This is a genomic window from Chitinophaga silvisoli (assembly GCF_003412465.1).
Taxonomy (GTDB): domain Bacteria; phylum Bacteroidota; class Bacteroidia; order Chitinophagales; family Chitinophagaceae; genus Chitinophaga; species Chitinophaga silvisoli.
In genome coordinates this window covers 538,254-556,371 of sequence record NZ_QTJV01000001.1, presented here as the reverse complement: position 1 = coordinate 556,371, position 18,118 = coordinate 538,254, and the positions used below count along the sequence as shown (strand labels likewise).

13 protein-coding genes are annotated in these 18,118 nt (G+C 44.8%); 4 read left to right on the top strand and 9 right to left on the bottom strand.

The features are described 5' to 3' along the window. Positions 1 to 83 precede the first annotated feature (83 nt). Genes ruvX through DXN04_RS02305 form a run of 3 tightly spaced genes read right to left on the bottom strand, consistent with a single transcriptional unit; the run spans position 84 to position 1,898 of the window. Positions 84 to 494 carry a Holliday junction resolvase RuvX gene (ruvX, locus tag DXN04_RS02315; RefSeq protein WP_116851687.1) on the bottom strand — a complete coding sequence of 137 codons (411 nt, stop codon included), beginning with the start codon at positions 492 to 494 and terminating at the stop codon, positions 84 to 86. Beyond that, positions 495 to 1,361 carry a UbiA-like polyprenyltransferase gene (locus tag DXN04_RS02310; RefSeq protein WP_116851686.1) on the bottom strand — a complete coding sequence of 289 codons (867 nt, stop codon included), beginning with the start codon at positions 1,359 to 1,361 and terminating at the stop codon, positions 495 to 497. It abuts the gene before it with no gap. A 6-nt stretch (positions 1,362 to 1,367) separates the two neighbouring features. Continuing rightward, positions 1,368 to 1,898 carry an RNA methyltransferase gene (locus DXN04_RS02305; RefSeq protein ID WP_116851685.1) on the bottom strand — a complete coding sequence of 177 codons (531 nt, stop codon included), beginning with the start codon at positions 1,896 to 1,898 and terminating at the stop codon, positions 1,368 to 1,370. 77 nt (positions 1,899 to 1,975) lie between these two features. Between DXN04_RS02305 and mutS the strand changes: the two genes are divergently transcribed. Further along, positions 1,976 to 4,582 (top strand): DNA mismatch repair protein MutS, encoded by a 2,607-nt coding sequence (gene mutS, locus DXN04_RS02300; protein WP_116851684.1) that lies wholly within the window; start codon positions 1,976 to 1,978, stop codon positions 4,580 to 4,582. A 169-nt stretch (positions 4,583 to 4,751) separates the two neighbouring features. On the opposite strand, the gene DXN04_RS02295 is transcribed toward mutS, so the two are convergent. The 6 genes from DXN04_RS02295 to DXN04_RS02270 all read right to left on the bottom strand — a co-directional run bounded on the left by DXN04_RS02295 (position 4,752) and on the right by DXN04_RS02270 (position 14,847). After that, positions 4,752 to 6,059, bottom strand: coding sequence for a cytochrome c (locus tag DXN04_RS02295; RefSeq protein WP_116851683.1), 1,308 nt, complete (start codon positions 6,057 to 6,059; stop codon positions 4,752 to 4,754). 3 nt (positions 6,060 to 6,062) lie between these two features. Beyond that, complete coding sequence (locus DXN04_RS02290) at positions 6,063 to 6,626, bottom strand: redoxin family protein (protein ID WP_116851682.1); 564 nt, start codon at positions 6,624 to 6,626, stop codon at positions 6,063 to 6,065. Between the two features lie 63 nt (positions 6,627 to 6,689). After that, positions 6,690 to 7,991: a cytochrome c gene (locus DXN04_RS02285; protein WP_116851681.1), complete on the bottom strand. Its 1,302-nt coding sequence runs from the start codon at positions 7,989 to 7,991 to the stop codon at positions 6,690 to 6,692. Between the two features lie 120 nt (positions 7,992 to 8,111). Beyond that, a complete protein-coding gene (locus tag DXN04_RS02280) occupies positions 8,112 to 9,683 on the bottom strand; it encodes a SusD/RagB family nutrient-binding outer membrane lipoprotein (protein ID WP_158568817.1) in 1,572 nt (523 codons plus the stop codon). Between the two features lie 37 nt (positions 9,684 to 9,720). Continuing rightward, positions 9,721 to 13,008 carry a SusC/RagA family TonB-linked outer membrane protein gene (locus DXN04_RS02275; RefSeq protein ID WP_116851679.1) on the bottom strand — a complete coding sequence of 1,096 codons (3,288 nt, stop codon included), beginning with the start codon at positions 13,006 to 13,008 and terminating at the stop codon, positions 9,721 to 9,723. 807 nt (positions 13,009 to 13,815) lie between these two features. Beyond that, entirely contained in the window at positions 13,816 to 14,847 is a 1,032-nt protein-coding gene (locus tag DXN04_RS02270) for a LacI family DNA-binding transcriptional regulator (RefSeq protein WP_116851678.1), read from the bottom strand. A gap of 378 nt (positions 14,848 to 15,225) precedes the next feature. On the opposite strand from DXN04_RS02270, the gene DXN04_RS02265 reads away from it, so the two are divergent. From DXN04_RS02265 to DXN04_RS02255, 3 genes are all read left to right on the top strand, one after another. Continuing rightward, positions 15,226 to 16,101 carry an AraC family transcriptional regulator gene (locus DXN04_RS02265; protein WP_116851677.1) on the top strand — a complete coding sequence of 292 codons (876 nt, stop codon included), beginning with the start codon at positions 15,226 to 15,228 and terminating at the stop codon, positions 16,099 to 16,101. Between the two features lie 208 nt (positions 16,102 to 16,309). Further along, positions 16,310 to 16,897: an RNA polymerase sigma factor gene (locus DXN04_RS02260; protein ID WP_116851676.1), complete on the top strand. Its 588-nt coding sequence runs from the start codon at positions 16,310 to 16,312 to the stop codon at positions 16,895 to 16,897. 97 nt (positions 16,898 to 16,994) lie between these two features. After that, entirely contained in the window at positions 16,995 to 17,981 is a 987-nt protein-coding gene (locus DXN04_RS02255; protein ID WP_116851675.1) for a FecR family protein, read from the top strand. Positions 17,982 to 18,118 lie beyond the last annotated feature (137 nt).

The window sequence follows — 18,118 nt, the reverse complement described above, 5'->3', positions numbered from 1 at the left end:
ATGACAAAAAAATCGCTTTTGCCTGCGGCAAAAGCGATTTTTTTGTCCGGGCCATTGGCCTGCGGCCAGCCCAAATGAAAGGCTTATTTGGAGCGAAGATACTCCTGTAATATAATCGTGGCACTGATCTCATCGACCAGTCCTTTATTTTGTCTGTCTTTCTTCTTCAGGCCGCTATCTATCATGGCCTGAAACGCCATTTTAGAGGTAAAGCGCTCATCCACCTGCTTCAGCGGCATAGCCGGAAAGTTCTTTTTCAGGATCCGCACACACTCCGCTACCAGGGCAGTCGCATCTGTATCACTCCCATCCAGGTTCTTTGGTTCACCTATCAGGATCAGCTCTACCTGCTCGGTTTCGAAGTATTTCTTTAAATACGGTATCAGCGTCTGAGAAGGGATTGTTGTCAGCCCCGTTGCAATGATCTGCAAAGGATCCGTCACCGCCAGCCCGGTTCGCTTTTTTCCGTAATCTATCGCCAGTATTCTACCCATTTACGCTAAAAATAACATGTCAGCAATCGCAAATACGGCAAATACCACGCTGGCAATACCATTCGTGGTCATGAAAGCAATATTTACTTTACTCAGGTCATTAGGCTTTACCAGCAGGTGCTGGGAGATCAGCATTATAATAAATACAGCTGCTCCAATAGCATACAGCCAGTGAAACTGCCCCATCCAACCAATGGTGATAGCCAGCGCACCCGCTACCACATGCAGGCCTTCGGAGAAATGCAGGGCACCCGCCTTACCTAACCAGGTGGGCACGGAATTCAGGGCCTGAGAACGGTCAAAATCTTCATCCTGCAGGGAATAAATGATGTCAAAACCAGATACCCAGCAGAGCACCAGGCAGGACAGCAACACCGGCAAAGCGGCAAAATGACCTGTTACTGACAGGTAAGCGCCTATTGGTGCCAGTGATAATCCCAGGCCAAGTACCATATGGCAGAGCGCCGTAAAGCGTTTGGTATAACTATACCCCAGCACTACAATCAGAGCAACCGGTGAGAGGATAAAGCAAATTGTATTAATAAAGTAGGTGGTGACAATAAACAAGGCGCAGTTCACAATGATAAACAGCAGGGCATTGTTTTTAGTAATCACACCAGCCGGAATCTCACGTTTAGCGGTACGGGGGTTGATCTTATCGATATCCACATCCAGCCAGCGGTTAAACGCCATTGCCGCACTTCTTGCAAATACCATACATAAAACTACCAGTACAAACAGCTGCCAGCTGAAAGAATAGCCTGCCCGGGCAGTGGCCATAAAGAAGCCCGTCAGCGCAAATGGCATGGCAAATATGGTATGGCTGAATTTTACAAGCGAGAGGTATTTATTTACAGTCGTAATCATCTCCTGTTACTTTTTTAACTTTACAAAGATATCCCAAACTACGATACCTGTGCTAACAGATATGTTCAAAGAATGTTTCATGCCCAGCTGAGGGATTTCAATACACCCATCCACCAGCTTCATCACTTCTCCATCCACACCAGATACTTCATTGCCAAATACCAGGGCCAGGGGCTGATCGCCTGCAGGCTGAAACTGGTCCAGCATTACACTATTTTCCGCCTGCTCGATGGCCAGCACCCGGTAACCCGCTTCTTTTAAGGCAGTTACAGCTTCGGTAGTGGTAGCATAATATTGCCAGTGCACCGTTTCGGTGGCACCAAGGGCTGTTTTCTGAATATCGCGGTGGGGAGGTACAGGCGTATAGCCACAGAGTATAATACCCTGGGTAAGAAAGGCATCGGCAGTACGGAATACGGAGCCGACATTGTGCATGCTCCGGACATTGTCCAGTACCAATACAAGTGGTGTTTTTTCGGCGGCCCTGAATTCTTCAATTGTCTTGCGGCCTAGTTCGTCCATGCTAAGTTTTCGCATGGCGCAAAGGTACGAAGAAGGAATTAAGCCACTTTCAGCATCCGGGAAATAAAGCACATTTTCTATATTTTTGCCGAATGGCGAAAAGCAAATCGGAAGAAACCCCACTGATGCAACAGCATAAGGCTATTAAAACCCGTTACCCGGATGCCGTGCTTTTGTTCCGCGTGGGCGATTTTTATGAAACCTTTAATGAAGACGCAGTCATTGCCTCCAAAGTATTGGGGATCGTACTGACAAAAAGAGCAAACGGCTCTGCCTCTTACGTAGACCTGGCTGGTTTTCCACACCATTCACTGGACACATACCTCCACAAACTGGTAAAAGCAGGTTACCGCGTAGCGGTCTGCGACCAGCTGGAAGATCCCAAAACCGTAAAAGGAATTGTAAAACGCGGCGTTACCGAAATGGTGACTCCCGGGGTTGCCGTGAATGACAAGATCCTCGAAAATGCCAACAACAACTTCCTGGCAGCTGTTCATCTCCACGATGATGCAGCCGGCGTTGCATTCCTGGATATCTCCACAGGAGAATTCTTTGTAGCACAAGGTACCATTGAATATGCCGACAAGCTCCTGCAAAGTTTCAAACCTGCCGAAGTACTCTACGCCAAACAACAACAGAAAAACTTTCGCCAGCACTTTGGTACCAAGTTTTACACATACACCATGGATGAGTGGATCTTTACCGCCACTTATGCACATGAAATACTCCTTAAGCAATTTGAGACACATAGCCTGAAAGGCTTTGGAGTAGATGGTCTCACCGATGCCATCATTGCTGCGGGTGCCGCCCTGCACTACCTGCGGGATACCGAACATCCTCACCTGCAGCACATTACCAACATCCAGCGCATAGAGCAGGACGACTTCCTGTGGATGGACAGATTTACCATCCGGAACCTGGAACTCTTAGGCAGCAGTGTGGAAAACGGCAATACCCTGCTTACCACCATCGATACCACCGTCAGCCCAATGGGTGCCCGACTGCTGAAACGCTGGCTCATCTTCCCGCTCCGCGACATTAACCAGATCAATGAACGACTGGATGTAGTCGAGTACTTTATCAAAGAAACAGACCTTGCGAAAAACCTGAGCCTTCACCTCAAACAAACGGGTGACCTGGAAAGACTGGTATCCAAGATCCCTTTGAAAAAGATCAACCCCAGGGAAGTAATGTCCCTCGCAAAGGCATTGCAACAGGTATGCGGGGTAAAAAGTCTGCTGGAAAAAGTACCACATCCCTACCTTGCCCAACTGGCGATGACGATGGATGGCTGCAATGAAATCCTCGACAGAATACTGCGCGAAGTGACAGAGACACCACCCATCCTTGTGAGCAAAGGCGAGGTGATACAAATGGGTATCCATACGGAACTGGATAACCTGCGCAAGATAGCCCGTTCCGGAAAGGATTACCTGTTACAAATCCAGCAGAAAGAATCCGAGATCACAGGAATCCCAAGTCTGAAAATTGCATTCAACAATGTATTCGGTTACTACCTCGAAGTGACCAATGCACACAAAAATAAAGTACCTGAAACCTGGATCCGCAAGCAAACCCTGGCGAATGCAGAACGGTATATCACCCCTGAACTGAAAGAATACGAAGAGAAGATCACAGGTGCGGAAGAGAAGATCCTGGCGCTGGAAGCACAGTTGTTCGAAGAACTCTTATCTGCATTACAGCCTTTCATCAAACCGATCCAGCTGAATGCACAGGTAATGGCCAGAATAGACTGTCTGCTGAGTTTTGCCAACAATGCTGTACAGTTTAAATATCGCCGCCCGCATATCACCGATGGTTTCCACCTGGATATCCGTGAAGGCCGCCACCCCGTGATTGAAAGAGGATTGCCCCCGGGAGAAAGTTATGTGGCGAACGATATCACGCTTGATAAGGAAAAGCAGCAGATCATTATCCTCACAGGTCCGAACATGAGTGGTAAATCGGCCCTCCTGCGGCAGACAGCCCTGATTACCCTGATGGCACACATGGGTAGTTTTGTACCTGCGGCGGCAGCGGAGATCGGGTTGACAGATAAAATCTTTACCCGTGTAGGTGCTTCTGACAACCTGAGTGGAGGTGAATCTACCTTCATGGTGGAAATGAACGAAACGGCCAGTATTATTAACAATATTACCCCCCGTAGCCTGGTGATCCTCGATGAGATCGGGCGTGGTACCAGTACCTATGATGGGATCTCGATTGCATGGAGTATCGTGGAATACCTGCATGATATGACTTCGGCCAGACCGAAGACATTGTTTGCCACACACTATCATGAGCTGAATGAACTGGAGAACAAGCATGCACGCATCAAAAACTTCCATATTACCAATAAGGAGTCTGGCAATAAGGTGATCTTCTTAAGGAAACTGGCACCGGGCGGCAGCAGACATAGTTTTGGTATTCACGTGGCTAGAATGGCCGGCATGCCTCCCAAACTGATCGAAAGAGCCAACGAGGTATTGGCACACCTGGAAGAGAAGCAGATCGGCGGTCCGATGCAGGAGCAGGTAAAGCATATCAGTGCCCCTGCACAGAAGGTACAGCTTAGTATTTTTGATGCACATAGCGATACGTTTAAAACTATACGGGAGATGTTGGAAAATGTGGATATCAACAGGCTGACACCCGTGGAGGCATTACTCAAGCTGAGTGAGATAAAACATTTATTATAGTGGCGGAAAAGGAGTTATCAGCACTAAAAATGTGTCCTGAGAATTTTATAAAAAGCCACCTGGTCACATTAAGCAACTGAAACAAAGCGCCTGTATCTCTCATTTGATACAGGCGCTTTTCTTTGGTGGGCCTGCGGCTGGCTTTCGCAATTGCAGTGTATAAAACAGCTTATTTTTTCTTAAGTGAGATGTTTTCGTCGCCCTCTTCATAAGGCAAGGTCACCATTACCAAGGTCAGCATCTCATCTTTTGTGTTCATATTTTGCATGACCAATGCTGGTGGTAAATTGGGATTGTAAGGATTATTGATCGTGTTATCGTAAGTGCCCTCTATGTGAATCGTAGACCCTTTCGGAATCTTCACCATCTTAGGGAACCAATAAATCTCCTGCCAGTTAAAATCCCATTCAGGAATATATACAAGCGGAATCGTGTCTTTGTTTGGCTTAATGATATATGCCTTGAACACTTTTCCAAGCAGGTGCATATGCGGCCATACATACAGCAATGATTTATCTTCTTCGGTTTTTACATTCAATGTAAAAGTACGCACTACATCAGGAGGCAGATAAAAGTAAGGCTGGATTTGCTCCTGCGATGTACTACCGGATCCCAGGTTTTGATTTTTAATACGCCTGGTAATTTTTGTTTTTGTTGTCCAGATCTGTACGCCCGCAATTACATCTTCTGCTTTACCTAATGGGGCATAATGTAAGGTCAGTAATATCACCCCTCTCTTCGGCATCACCCAGCCAACATGCTCCGGATAAGACTCCATAGAAGCACCAGGTATCCAGCCGCCAAAGTACATGATCCGGTTGCGATAAGGCACAAAGTTTTCAAAGTACTTGACGGTTTCGGTTTCATGGTCTACATAATCCACAGTATTATACAGATCCATCCCCGGTACATCATCTATTTCATAATTTGCATGGTGAATCACTTTCCGGTTATTGGTAATAAATTCTATCCCTTCCACATTCATAGAATCCGCCAGTTCAAACGGGATCTTATATACAATGTAATGATCCTTATTATCCCCCTCCAGGTGATAACTATCCTTCATCTTTAATACCAGGTCAGGTGCACGGTTATAGACAGTACCAGCTACAAAGTTGTGGGTATCTTTTGCATCGGCAGCATTGCCTTGGGGCATATCATGAGTAGCCCAGTTGGCAATCATCGCAATGTCTTCGTCAGACAAGCGTCTTTCATTGGCATATTGCACATAGTGGGGGTCTGGTTTCCATGGTGGCATATACCTGGCTTCTGTGACCCGCTGGATCATGCTGGCTCTTTTGGCAACATCATCATAGGTAACAAGTGCAAACGGTGCTGCCTCTCCTGCCCTGTGACAAGGTGTACAATTACTATGAATAATGGGAGCAATATGTTTATTCCAGGTAATATCCTGTGCCCTTCCCTTTTCATAAATAAATAACGACAACATCAGCGTTACCGTAATAACAACACGCATACTTTAATAATTACTGATCAGACAACCTATCGGAGTGGTTTTTGTTACTATGGGCACACCAGCCACAAGATTCTGGATAGACTGGTCCAGATACAGTTGCGTGGTTTTTGCACGCTTGGTACCTAATCCTGTTACCCAATCATCTATCAACCCGCGATAATATTCTATGCCATCACTTCCTACCAGCAGTGCTTCAGGTGTGACGGTAGCTTTGAGTGAATTGGCCACCTCTTTACCCGGATCCATGAGGACGGGGAAGCTGAGATTGAAATCTTTTACATATGCGCCGACCTGCCCTTTGGTAAAGGTGCGGCCACTGATGATGCCGTAGAACTGTACGTTTTTATACTTTTCTGACAGCTTTTCTACAATAGGTGCATAGTTCCTGCACAAGGGACATTCAGGTGAGAGAAACAGGTACACCACGATCTTTCCCTGTGGCCTGATGTCATAGGCTTTGCCTGTATAATCCTTTAATTTTTCATGAAAGGTAGTACCATGTGGATTTCCTATCGACTGCATGCACAGGCCGGTTATCAGCAGCGATAATAATAGTAGTTTAGACATAACGGCTCATTGGTTGACAGTAGTAAATTACACAATATCAATAGTGTTTTTTCATGATATATGTCATCGTTTAATTTCCATCTTTTCATCCCCATTTTCGTACGGCAAATAGATCATCACGAGTGTCATCATTTCATCGGTCGATTTCATTTCCCCGGTACTGTAAATCAACTGGGGAGGACTGTGTGGATTAGATGGATTTTCTGCAGTATTATCATAGGTCCCTTCTACAACTATGGTGGATCCTTTTGGTAATTTTTTCAATTTCGGGAACCAATACATTTCCTGCCAGGCTACATTCCAGTCGGGAATGGATACCAGGCGAATGGTATCTTTTTCTGGTGTGATACAGTAAGCTCTGAAGATCTTGCCGATATAGTGCATATGTGGCCATACATACAATATTGACTCGTCTTCGGGCACACTTACTTTGACCCTGAAAGTTTTCACGACGTTGGCCGGAATGTAGAAGAAGGGATCAATATCTTTTTCACCGGCACCACCGGAGCCAATGCTGGCGGCACGGATTTCTCTTTTTACTTTATTTTTCGTGAAATAAAGCTGGATACCACTGATGCTTTTCTCTTCTTTGCCAAGTGGTGCGAAGTGTAGTGTAAGCAGGATAATCCCTCTCTTAGGCATTTTCCAGCCAAGGCCGGGGGGATATGATTCATGGGAGGCACCGGGAATCCAGCCGCCATAATAGACCATGTGTTTGCGATAGGGAATGTACTGTGCAGTATTTCCATTTCCCTCTTCCGTAAGGTTGACATAGTCTGCTGTATTGTAGAGATTCTCTGTAGGAACGTTATCAATTTCGTAGTTCGCGTGGTGAATGAGTTTGCGGTTATTGGTGATGAAGCGGATGGCTTCCACATTCATAGAGTCAGGTATTTCAAAGGGGATTTTGAAAACGACGAATCGTTCTACGTTATCTCCTTTGATGATGAAGGCCTTATTCATAGTCAGCTCCAGGTCTGGCAGGCGTGAGACTTTGGAAGTAAGGATGGTATCAGGTTTGTCTTTGTCATTTTTGCCAGGAGGCATTTTATGGTCGGCCCAGTCTGCGATCATGGCAATTTCTTCGTCGGTGAGGCGTCTTTCGTTGGAATAACTTACATAATGTGGATCTGCTTTCCATGGTGGCATGTAACGGCTTTGGGTGACTTTTTTCACCATGGCGGCGCGTTTGGCTACATCTTCGTAAGTGATAAGGGAGAAAGGGCCGGCTTCGTCCGGGCGGTGACAGGGAGTGCAGTTAGTATGAATGATGGGAGCGATATGCTGATACCAGGTAATGCGCTGCGAGTGAGCAGCGAATGACAGGACAATCGACAGGCATAGGAACAGGAATAGGCGTTTCATACTTATTTACCCAAAATAGATAATTTTTTCTCAAATGTATAATATTTTGACTTTTTCGTAAAAATGCAAAGGCCCCGGCAATGATGCCGGGGCCTTTGCGTATAATTTATCTAAGCGTTATCAGTTAACGTCCCAGAAAATCTTAGTGTCGCGGGTATCCTTAGATTTCACTGCATTGTAGTTTGCAGTGTTATACAGTGATTCGTTAGAAGGATACAGGAAGCGTACAGGAGGATTAGCCTGGATACCAGCAGAAACTGGCAGTTGAATAGCAGGATAACCTGTTCTTCTGTATTCAGACCATGCCTGGTTTGCCTGCATGATGAAGAAATTCACCCATTTCTGCGTATAGATCTTCGCAAGTTTTTCGGTAGTAGTACCGGTGTAAGCTACACCAGAAGCTGCTTTCCACAGTGCAACAGTGTCTGTATTTACAGACAGGGTAGCCCATTTGTACTGGTTTGAACGGTTGAATGCTTTCGTGTTCATCATGTAGAAGAAAGCAACTGACTGATCCAGACCTGCGGTGTAAGCAGTAGCTGCAGTTCCCAGGCCCCATCTTTCGTAAGCTTCAGCCTGCAGGAAGCTAGCTTCAGCAGCGGTGAACAGTACACCTGGAACGTTGTAGTTATAGAAGAAGGTAGCAGAGTCAAAAGAAGCGTAACCACCATTGCTATATTCAGTAGAGGTACCGTTGTAAGGGAAACCTTTGTAACCGTTAGCAGTGTCCGGATCGAACATTACTTTAGTACGAGGGTCATTGTTAGCAACCAGTACATCTTCCAGCAGGAACTTTGGAGCGTAAGGGAAGCTGGTGAAAGCACTCAGCAGATCACTTACCAAAGTGGTCGGGCTTTCCCACAGCAATGCGCTCTGATCGTTAGAAGAGATCAACGGATAAGTGCCTGGATTGTTCAACATAGTTGTAACTGCTGCCTGTGCTTTAGATTCGCTCACATTAGAGATACGCATCAGGAGACGCAGACGCAGGGAGTTAGCATAACGACGCCACAGGGTCAGATCACCGCTGTAGATTCTGTCATACAGTTTCAGGTTACCACTTTCTGTTGCTGCTACAGTAGCAGTAGTCAGGAAAGTATTAACCTGATCCAGGTTAGCAATCAGGGTATCATACAGTGCAGCTGCATCATCGTAAGCTGCGAATTCTACCTGACGGGAAGAGTTCAGGGAGTTTGCCTTAGAGAAAGGAATATCACCCCACAGATCCACCATTTGAGCAGCCTGGTCAGCTACAATCACCTTAGCCAGGTTCATGTAAACTGCCTGATCTGCCTGATCAGCTGTAGACAGACCGTTGTAGGTAGTCTGCATTTCACGGTAGTTGTTCAGAATACCAGGACCATTGTAGTTATAGTCGGTACCTGTAGAACCATTGTAGAAGTCAGTCCATCTGCCATCAGTATAGCTGGAAGTGGTCTGGTACATAGTACTGCTAGGCACCAGGGAAACCAGGCCTGAGTAAGCACCGGAATAAGATTGCAGAATGGTATAATAGTCCCAGTAAGATGGGTGAATTCTTTTGTTGAAGAACATACCGGCAAATAGCTTACCGATATTGCCAGAAGTAGTCAGTTCCGGGTTTTGATAGTCTTCTTCAGCTTTTTTCTTACAAGAGCTGAAAGAACCCACCAGTAAAAGCAGAAGCGCTGCGTTTATAAGAAGTTTTTTCATTAGTTTTCTTTGTTTGGTCATTTAGCAGATAAATACATTAGAAGCGAGCACGAACGCTAGCACCAAGGCTTCTTGTAGGAGCCATACCACCATTGTTCATACCTTGATCGATCCATCTTGAACCGATTGCTACTTCCGGATCCAGGCCATAAGGCAGGGATTTGTACACGTAGAACAGGTTACGTCCGATCAGAGCTACCTGCAGACCCTGGAAATGTAATTTGCTATAGATTGCTTTAGGCATGTTGTAGGTCAGCGCCACTTCACGCACTTTTATATAGCTATTTTTGAATACTGCCTGAGAGTAGTCACCAGTGTGCCATCCGAAGTTAGCATCATAGTAAATACCAGCAGAAGTTACTTTAGTGTTCTTAGTACCGTTATCATCGGTTACACCTGGCAGAATGATACCATTGTAACGCTCAGCAGTTGTTCCAGCAGCAGCTGCTACGTAGTTAGCTGATTCTTCATCAACAACGTTGTAACCAATACCACCGTGAGCTGCATCTCTGTATTGGAGAGTGCTCTTGTACATACCAGCACCAACTGCGTAGTAAGAAGGAATAGAAACCAGTTTACCACCAAAACGGTAATCCAGGGTCACATCCAGGGAGAATTGTTTGTAAGAGAAGGTATTTGAGAAACCACCAACGATCTTAGGCATCATGTTACCTACTTTAGTATAAGCATCGGTATTGTAAGTATACAGACCGTTGTTATCTACTTTGTAGTTACCATTAGCATCGGTGTTGTGTGGGTGTACATAAATATTACCCAGCGGATCTCCTACTTCAGATTTTGCAATCACATAACCACTTTCCAGGTCATTTGTCAGGTTTGGCAGATAAGAAGGAAGTGCAGTCAGCTTGTTGCGGTTGATTGCGAAGTTAAAACGAGTATCCCAACGGAAATTCTTATTCTGAATTGGAGTTGCAGTGATTGCACCTTCAAAACCGTAGTTGCTCAGGTCACCAGCATTTACATACTGTGAAGTTGCACCTGCTGTCTGAGGAGTTGTGATTTCGATAATCTGATCAGAGATCTTGTTGTTGTAGTAAGTCAGATCTACACCAACTTTACCACCGATGATTCTTGTTTCCAGACCAAGTTCAAACTCTCTCTTCTTCTCAGAGTTCAGCTTATCGTTACCGAAGCTGCTACCTGAAGCCTGCTGATAAACCAGGTACTGACCATTCAGGGTCACACCATACTGGCTGTAAGCCACAGGAGCTACGAACATAACAGGGTGGTTACCTGTGATACCGTAAGAAGCTCTCAGTTTACCGTAGTTCCACCAGGATGGGAGTTTCAGTACATCAGAGAATACAAAACCAGCATTTACTGATGGGTAAGTATAACTGTTTCTGTCAGCAGCCAGGGTGGAAGTTCTTTCCGCACGACCTGTTCCTTCTAAATACAACCAACCTTTGTAGCTCAGGTTTACGATACCGAAACCAGCTACGTCTACCTGTTCGCCATGAGTGCTCTGTGTATACAGGGTACCTGCAGAGTTATTCAGAGAGAACCAGTTTTCACTTGCCAGACCTACAGTGGTAGTGCTCTGAGTGTACTGGAAGTTTTGTCTTCTACCAGTGAAACCACCAGAGATACCCAGTTCCCAGTCTTTACCGATCTTAGGATTATAGCTCAACATCGCATCACCGTACAGCAGGTTGTTGGTTCTGGTTTCGATACCAAATTTACCGCTGGTTCCTACGTAAGTAGGCTGGGTATTATGCTCCTGATTACTTGCTTTCCAGCTGGTAAAGTCATTACCGATACGACCACGGAACTTCAGGTTATCCAGGATAGAATAATTTAAAGTTACGCTGTTGATGAAACGGTTCTGATTTTCATCGTAGTTGTCACGCAGCTGTGTCCACATATAGTCCATCAGCTGGGTAGCTCTCAGAGGATAGATGATTTTCTCAGACTGGTCATAGCTACTGTTGTTATACTTAACATACTTATAACCGTTAGAAGTTTTGTACTTGTTATAGTAGGTATCCATATCATCCATACGGCTGAAGAAACCACCATAAGAGTTCAATACATTTGTCAATGTGCTTGGACGGTTATGAGTAAAGTTGTTATTGTAAGTAGAAACGATGTCTAAGGTAACTTTCTTATGCAGTTTCAGTGTCGCATTCAGATTAAAGTTATTCTTGTTCAGGTCAGAACCTGGAACGATAGCTTTATAATCATTACGGGTGTATGAGAAACGGTAAGAAGCATTTTCGCTGGCATTAGAAATTGCAGCGTTGAACTGAGAGTTGTAACCAGTTTGGAAGAAGTCACGATAGTTATTCTTGTTGGCTACGTATTTACGGGTAGAACCATCCCAATATTTAACGGTTCTGCCATCGAATTTAGGACCGAAAGACTCATACGCACCATAGTAAGGGTGTTGAGATCCATCAGATTCAGTGATCCAGCCAGTACCATCACCGCTGATACCCACCATGTAAGCTTCTGCATAACCAGGACCATATTCGTTCTGATAGTCAGGGCTGTTAGCCAGTTGTTCAGCTGTATATAAGTAGTTCAGATCAACACCTAAACCTCTACCTTTAGTACCTTTTTTGGTAGTGATTACAACCACACCGTTAGTCGCTTCAGAACCATACAGTGCAGATGCAGAAGCACCTTTCAGGATGGTCAGACTTTCAATGTCTTCAGGGTTAATATCCAGTGCACCGTTACCATCGATACGGTTGTTGGTAGTATTAAAGTCCCTTTTAGTTGGATCAGCCATATTTCTGATAGGCACACCATCCACAACATAGAGTGGCTGTGTGTTACCAGAGAAGGAAGAAATACCTCTCACCTGGATAGATACACCGGAAGAGGCACCACCTGGAGCAGCATTCACCTTCACACCAGCGGCTTTACCGTACAGTGCAGAAGCAAAGTTTGGAGAACCGGTCTGAGAAAGATCTTTTGCGCTTACAGTACTAACTGCATAACCCAGGGAACGGGCTTGCCTTTTAATACCCATCGCAGTTACAACCACCTCGCCCAGATTCTTGTTGTCTGTAACCAGGGAAACATTAATTGTGGATTGACCACCTACCGCAACTTCCTGAGTGGTATAACCTAAATAGGATACAACCAGAGTGCCTTCGGGAGCAACTGAAATTTTAAAGGTACCATCAGGAGCGGACAAGGTGCCGTTCTTTGTGCCTTTTTCCAGGATGGTTACTCCCGGAATAGCCTGTCCTTTGTCATCTTTAACAGTCCCGGACACTACCTTTTTATTCTGTGCCAGAGCAGTTAAGCAGCAGAACAAAAGAAGCAATGTGCTTACTAATAGAGATCTTCGCATAGCTTTCTTTTAGTTAGATTTTAAGTATGATAAGTGTTTAGTCACAAGTGTAATTACATACAGGAATGCATGGCGTTGGCAGGCCCCTCTTTTTAGGAGCTATTAAGCTAGTGTTCCTTGAATGTGATATTATTTTCTCTCTAAATCCTGGGACCTTTTTTTCGGAATTGTAGCTGATTTTTAGTACATTCCTGCTGGTCGTTGTTTACGTTTTAATTGACTCAATTATCGGTATAGGCCATTTTATCTTCTTCTTTATCTGGTGTTATTTTCACCCCATTGTCCCTCAATACACTCTTCCCTTCCAAAATGCCATAGTTTTTCTCTACATTCTTTTAATTGACAGCGCCAAACTACCCAAATAATTTTTAGAAACAAAAAAGATTTAACATTTTTTTATCTAATCATTCATTTACTGTTAATCCAGGTAAATTAGCACACCTTCATGAGAAAATACTATTGGAGAAAGTAACACAAATTGAAGAAATCATAATATAATTTGATTCCTGTTCCAGGACTTTACGAAAAATTAATAGTGGAATATTACCCGTAACGCGACAAGAGGTATTTCATTCTTTTCATGGTATAGACGTTTACAAAAATGATTTCCTGAGTATAAAAAGCAGTTAAATGGGTTTTAAGCATTTTCACAGGTTCCGTGCATAGGTGATTCTTTGCAACTTATAGAAAGTTTTCATAATGAGCAAATTATATTTATGCAACCGGTTATTATCAGGGATAAAAAAATCGCTTTTGCCTGCGGCAAAAGCGATTACAAAATGAAAGACTTTTACGTAAACGATTACATCACGATTTCACTAACTTCTTATTGGGTACGGATGATTCCCGCTCCCGCAATTCAAGTGGCAATACCACCTGCCTGGGGGCTTCGGAAGTCTCATCCAGCTCCTCCATAAGGATCCTGATCAATGTGCGGCCAATCTCCTCTACGGGCTGGGCTACGCAGGTCACTGCGGGGCTTAGGAGGCGGAAGATGTCGTGGTCGTCAAAACTCACCATCCCCAGTTCAGTGCCTATCTGTAAGCCTATGGAGCGAATGCTTTCTATGCCGCAAATGCCGAGGTAGTTGGTCGCAAAGAATACAGCATCCAGTTCCCGGTTGTTCTGCAGGTATTTAGTGATCTCCTGTGTGTAACCCGGGCGATCCAGGTCAAAAGGCAGGCGTTTGATCACATTCTTACCTGCCGGCAGCCCATGTTTTTTCAGGGCCGCATTAAAGCCTTCCAGGCGTTGCTGCATCTGGATCTGGTGGGAAGTCGTGGTAATGATACCAATGTGTTTATACCCCTGGGCTACCAGGTGATCTACGGCTGTCATCGCACCCTGGTAGTTGTCTACCACCACATAAGATGAGTCCTTCACATTCGGGAAATAACGGTCCATGAGTACCACGGGCTTTTGCAGGGTGGCAATGTCTTTGTCCAGATTAAGGGTAGGCGTGATAATGTAGCCATCTACCTGGCGGTAACGGAGTACTTCCAGCAGGCCACGTGCTTTTTCTTCATCATCTTCTGTACTGCCGAAGAGCACTTTGTAGCCGTACTTGTCTGCCTCGTCTTCCACTACTTTCGCTACGTTGGCAAAGAAATTATTAGCAATGTCTTCTACGATTAACCCGATTGTTTTGGTTTTACCAGTGCGTAAACCACGTGCCAGTTGGTTAGGTTTATACTTTAGCTTGCCGGCGATTTTCAGAATACGTTTGCTTACCTGCTCGCTGATCCTTTTTTCTTTTCCTTTACCATTCAGAACGAAAGAAACGGTGGTGGGAGAAACGCCGGCCTGTTGGGCTATATCTTTAATCGATATTCCTTTCACGTGATTCAGATTTGGTTTGATTCTTTAGAAAATTATAATCTTAGTAGCAAACGACCAAATTATTTCCAGCAGAGACTGTCCGGCAGGAAGGATGCCTCTCATCGCCCGTTAAACCGCCCGGAAAGGCGTTTCAACAGGAAATAAATGATATTTACTAAAAAATGATGCTTTTTTAACCAAAATTTGATAATTTGGCACTTTCACAGAAAAACTTCTGTCAGGGGGTATGAAATTGGAGACCGACATCCATTTGGAAATGGTCATGGAATATTACTATTATAATTTGAATTGTTTCGGGAGATAATGTCCTGTCTGGGGCAAGAAGACGAATCATCATCACAACGGAGCTAGAATAAAAACAGCTTAAACTTATACTACATGAAACCCATTCTTATTAAAGTGGGGGCGTTTGCCGACAATCAGATCACGATCATTGAGAGAAGTGATCCTTATTTCAATACTCCATTCCACTTTCACCCGGAATGTGAGCTGGTATACGTTACAGAAAGCAACGGGAAAAGAATTGTAGGCGACAGCATTGAGAGTTTTGATGTAGGTGACATGGTGTTTCTGGGGCCACACATCCCGCATGTATGGTACAATGATGAAAGCTATTACAAGAACAATGAAGCGCTGAAGGCAAGGTCTGTGGTGATTTATTTCCCCAAAGACATCTTCGGGGATAAATTCTATGGATTGCCGGAAACAAAAGCATTAACAGATTTATTTCACCGTGCGCAACGCGGCATGAAGATTATAGGCCCTACCTATGATCTGCTGAAGGACCAGATCCTCCAGCTGCCAAAGAAAGAGGGACTGGAAAGGATCATTTCATTGCTGAGCATTCTCAAGGTATTGACAGAAACCAGGGATGTGCAGTACCTGGCAAGTACAGGTTATTCACATGCTTTCAATGCGAAGGATAATCATAAGATCGATGAGGTGTTCAAGTATGTGATGAGTAACTTCAGCAAAGAGATCTCTTTGCAGGATGTGGCAAGTATTACTAACCTCTCTCCCCAGTCTTTCTGCCGCTTCTTTAAGAACAGAACAAAGAAGTCGTTTGTGCAGTTCCTGAACGAGGTAAGGATAGGGCATGCATGTAAACGCCTGACAGAAGAAGATTGGTCTATAGCGGAGATTGCCTATTCATGTGGATTTAAGAACTTGTCGAATTTTAACAGGTTTTTCAAGGAAATAGTAGGTAAAACGCCAAAAGAATATAAAAACGAATTGAGGTTGAAAGAGGCTTAATTCATTGGAAACAGCCTTATATTTCTACTGCTTATAGTCAAAAACAAACGCTTCTGCCTGCGGCAGAAGCGTTTGTTTTTAAATGAACCAGCAATGAATGAAAAATGCTTCTTCCTGCTTTTTGGTATTATCAATAAATGTGGTAATTTCCCCTCATATATTACCCTCATTGAAGACCTTAACCAAATCTATGTCACGACTGTAATCCATGTATAGTAATTACTCAGACACCCAATTACTTTCATTACTTCAGGAAGATAACACAATGGCTTTCAACGCTATTTATGCACGTTACAGCCAGCCATTATACCTCTATATCCTGAGTAAGATTGAACCTGCCGAAGCAGGCAAGGATGTATTACAGGAACTCTTTACCTCCCTTTGGGAAAGAAGGCAGACGCTGAGTGTCAATGAGTCATTGAAATCGTACCTCTACCAGTCTGCCCGTCACAAGATCATAGACATCTACCGCAAGAACAATACTTATCGCAAATACCTGCAACAGCTCATCGAACACTTTGATGTACAACCCGGCAGTATTACCGAACTGCTGGATAGCAAAACCCGCACGGAAGATGTATTTGAGACCATCAACCAGCTCCCTGAAAGAATGAAGGAAGTCTTCATTCTGAGCAGGGTGGAACACCAGACGGTGGAACAGATTGCACTCCGCCTGGGATTGTCTCAGCAAACGGTTAAAAACCAGATTACCAAGGCGTTAAAAATCCTGCGCACCAACCATGCCCGGACAGACATCGTTTTGTTGCTGCTGACCGCCGCTTTTTTTTATAAGTGATGGTACTTGTTGCAACTTGAAACGACACCATTAAGAGCATCACTAACGTTAGGGACAAACAATAGATACATTAGGACATTATTTAAATTACAACGCTGTGAACCTTGATCAGATAAAGAAAATACTGGAACGTTATAACGAAGAACAGTCCACAGCCGGGGAAAAACAGTTGATAGAAGAGTGGTTTGAAGGGATACAACAGCCTGTTACACACATTCCAGAAACTGTCATCCAGCAGGACCTCGCAGATGTACACGCTGCACTGCAAAAGAAAATCAACATGCCCCGCCGGCGTACAATGCGCCCGTGGTTCTATGCCGCCGCCGCTATCACTATGCTGGTAGCTGCCGCCAGCTGGTTTTTCCAGCACTATACCCGCTCCGCAATACCTGCGGGTCAGACTCCCATTGCCAAAGTTGACAACCATAAAGAAATTATTGACGGATGCTATATCATCACTACCGTAAAAGGTAAGACTGAACACCTGCAACTGGAAGACGGCAGCACGGTTGTGCTCAATGCCGGCAGCCGGCTCAGGTACCCCGTACATTTCAGGGAAAGTCGTGAACTCTATCTCGAAGACGGAGAAGCCTACTTTGACGTAGCCCCCGACCCCGCACATCATTTCACCGTACACAGCGGAGGCCTCAGTACCACAGCACTGGGCACCTCTTTCAATATACGCGCTTACAGGAACGAACAGAAAATCACCGTGGCATTGCTGAGTGGTAAAGTACAAGTGACCGCCAGCGGCAAAAAGCCAGTAGTACTCGAATCAAGTGAACAGTTGAGTTATGACCTGCAAAGCCTGCAGGTAAGCCGGTCCAACTTCAGCACTCCGGAGGCCACCGCATGGCAACAGGGAACCCTGGTATTCAAAGATGCATCGTATGAACAGGTGCGCAACGCCATTGAAAATACCTTTGCTGTAACTATTATCAACCAAAGTGACAAGAAAGCATGGACCTATACCGGTAGCTTCCGGCAGGAAACCCTGCAAAATGTGCTGGAAACAATCTGCCTGACCGAATCGCTGTCATGGTCAAAAGCGCGCGACACTGTAATTTTAAAAAATAAGAAATAATTTATGGGGTTAGCCCCGGCACTACAATCAGGCGAGACTGCATCAGGAGTAATTTGACCCCGGGTTAACCCGGTTACAGCAGTAGCAGATTTTCCTTCAGGGAATTCTCCATACGCTTAATTACTTTTTATCCAGGC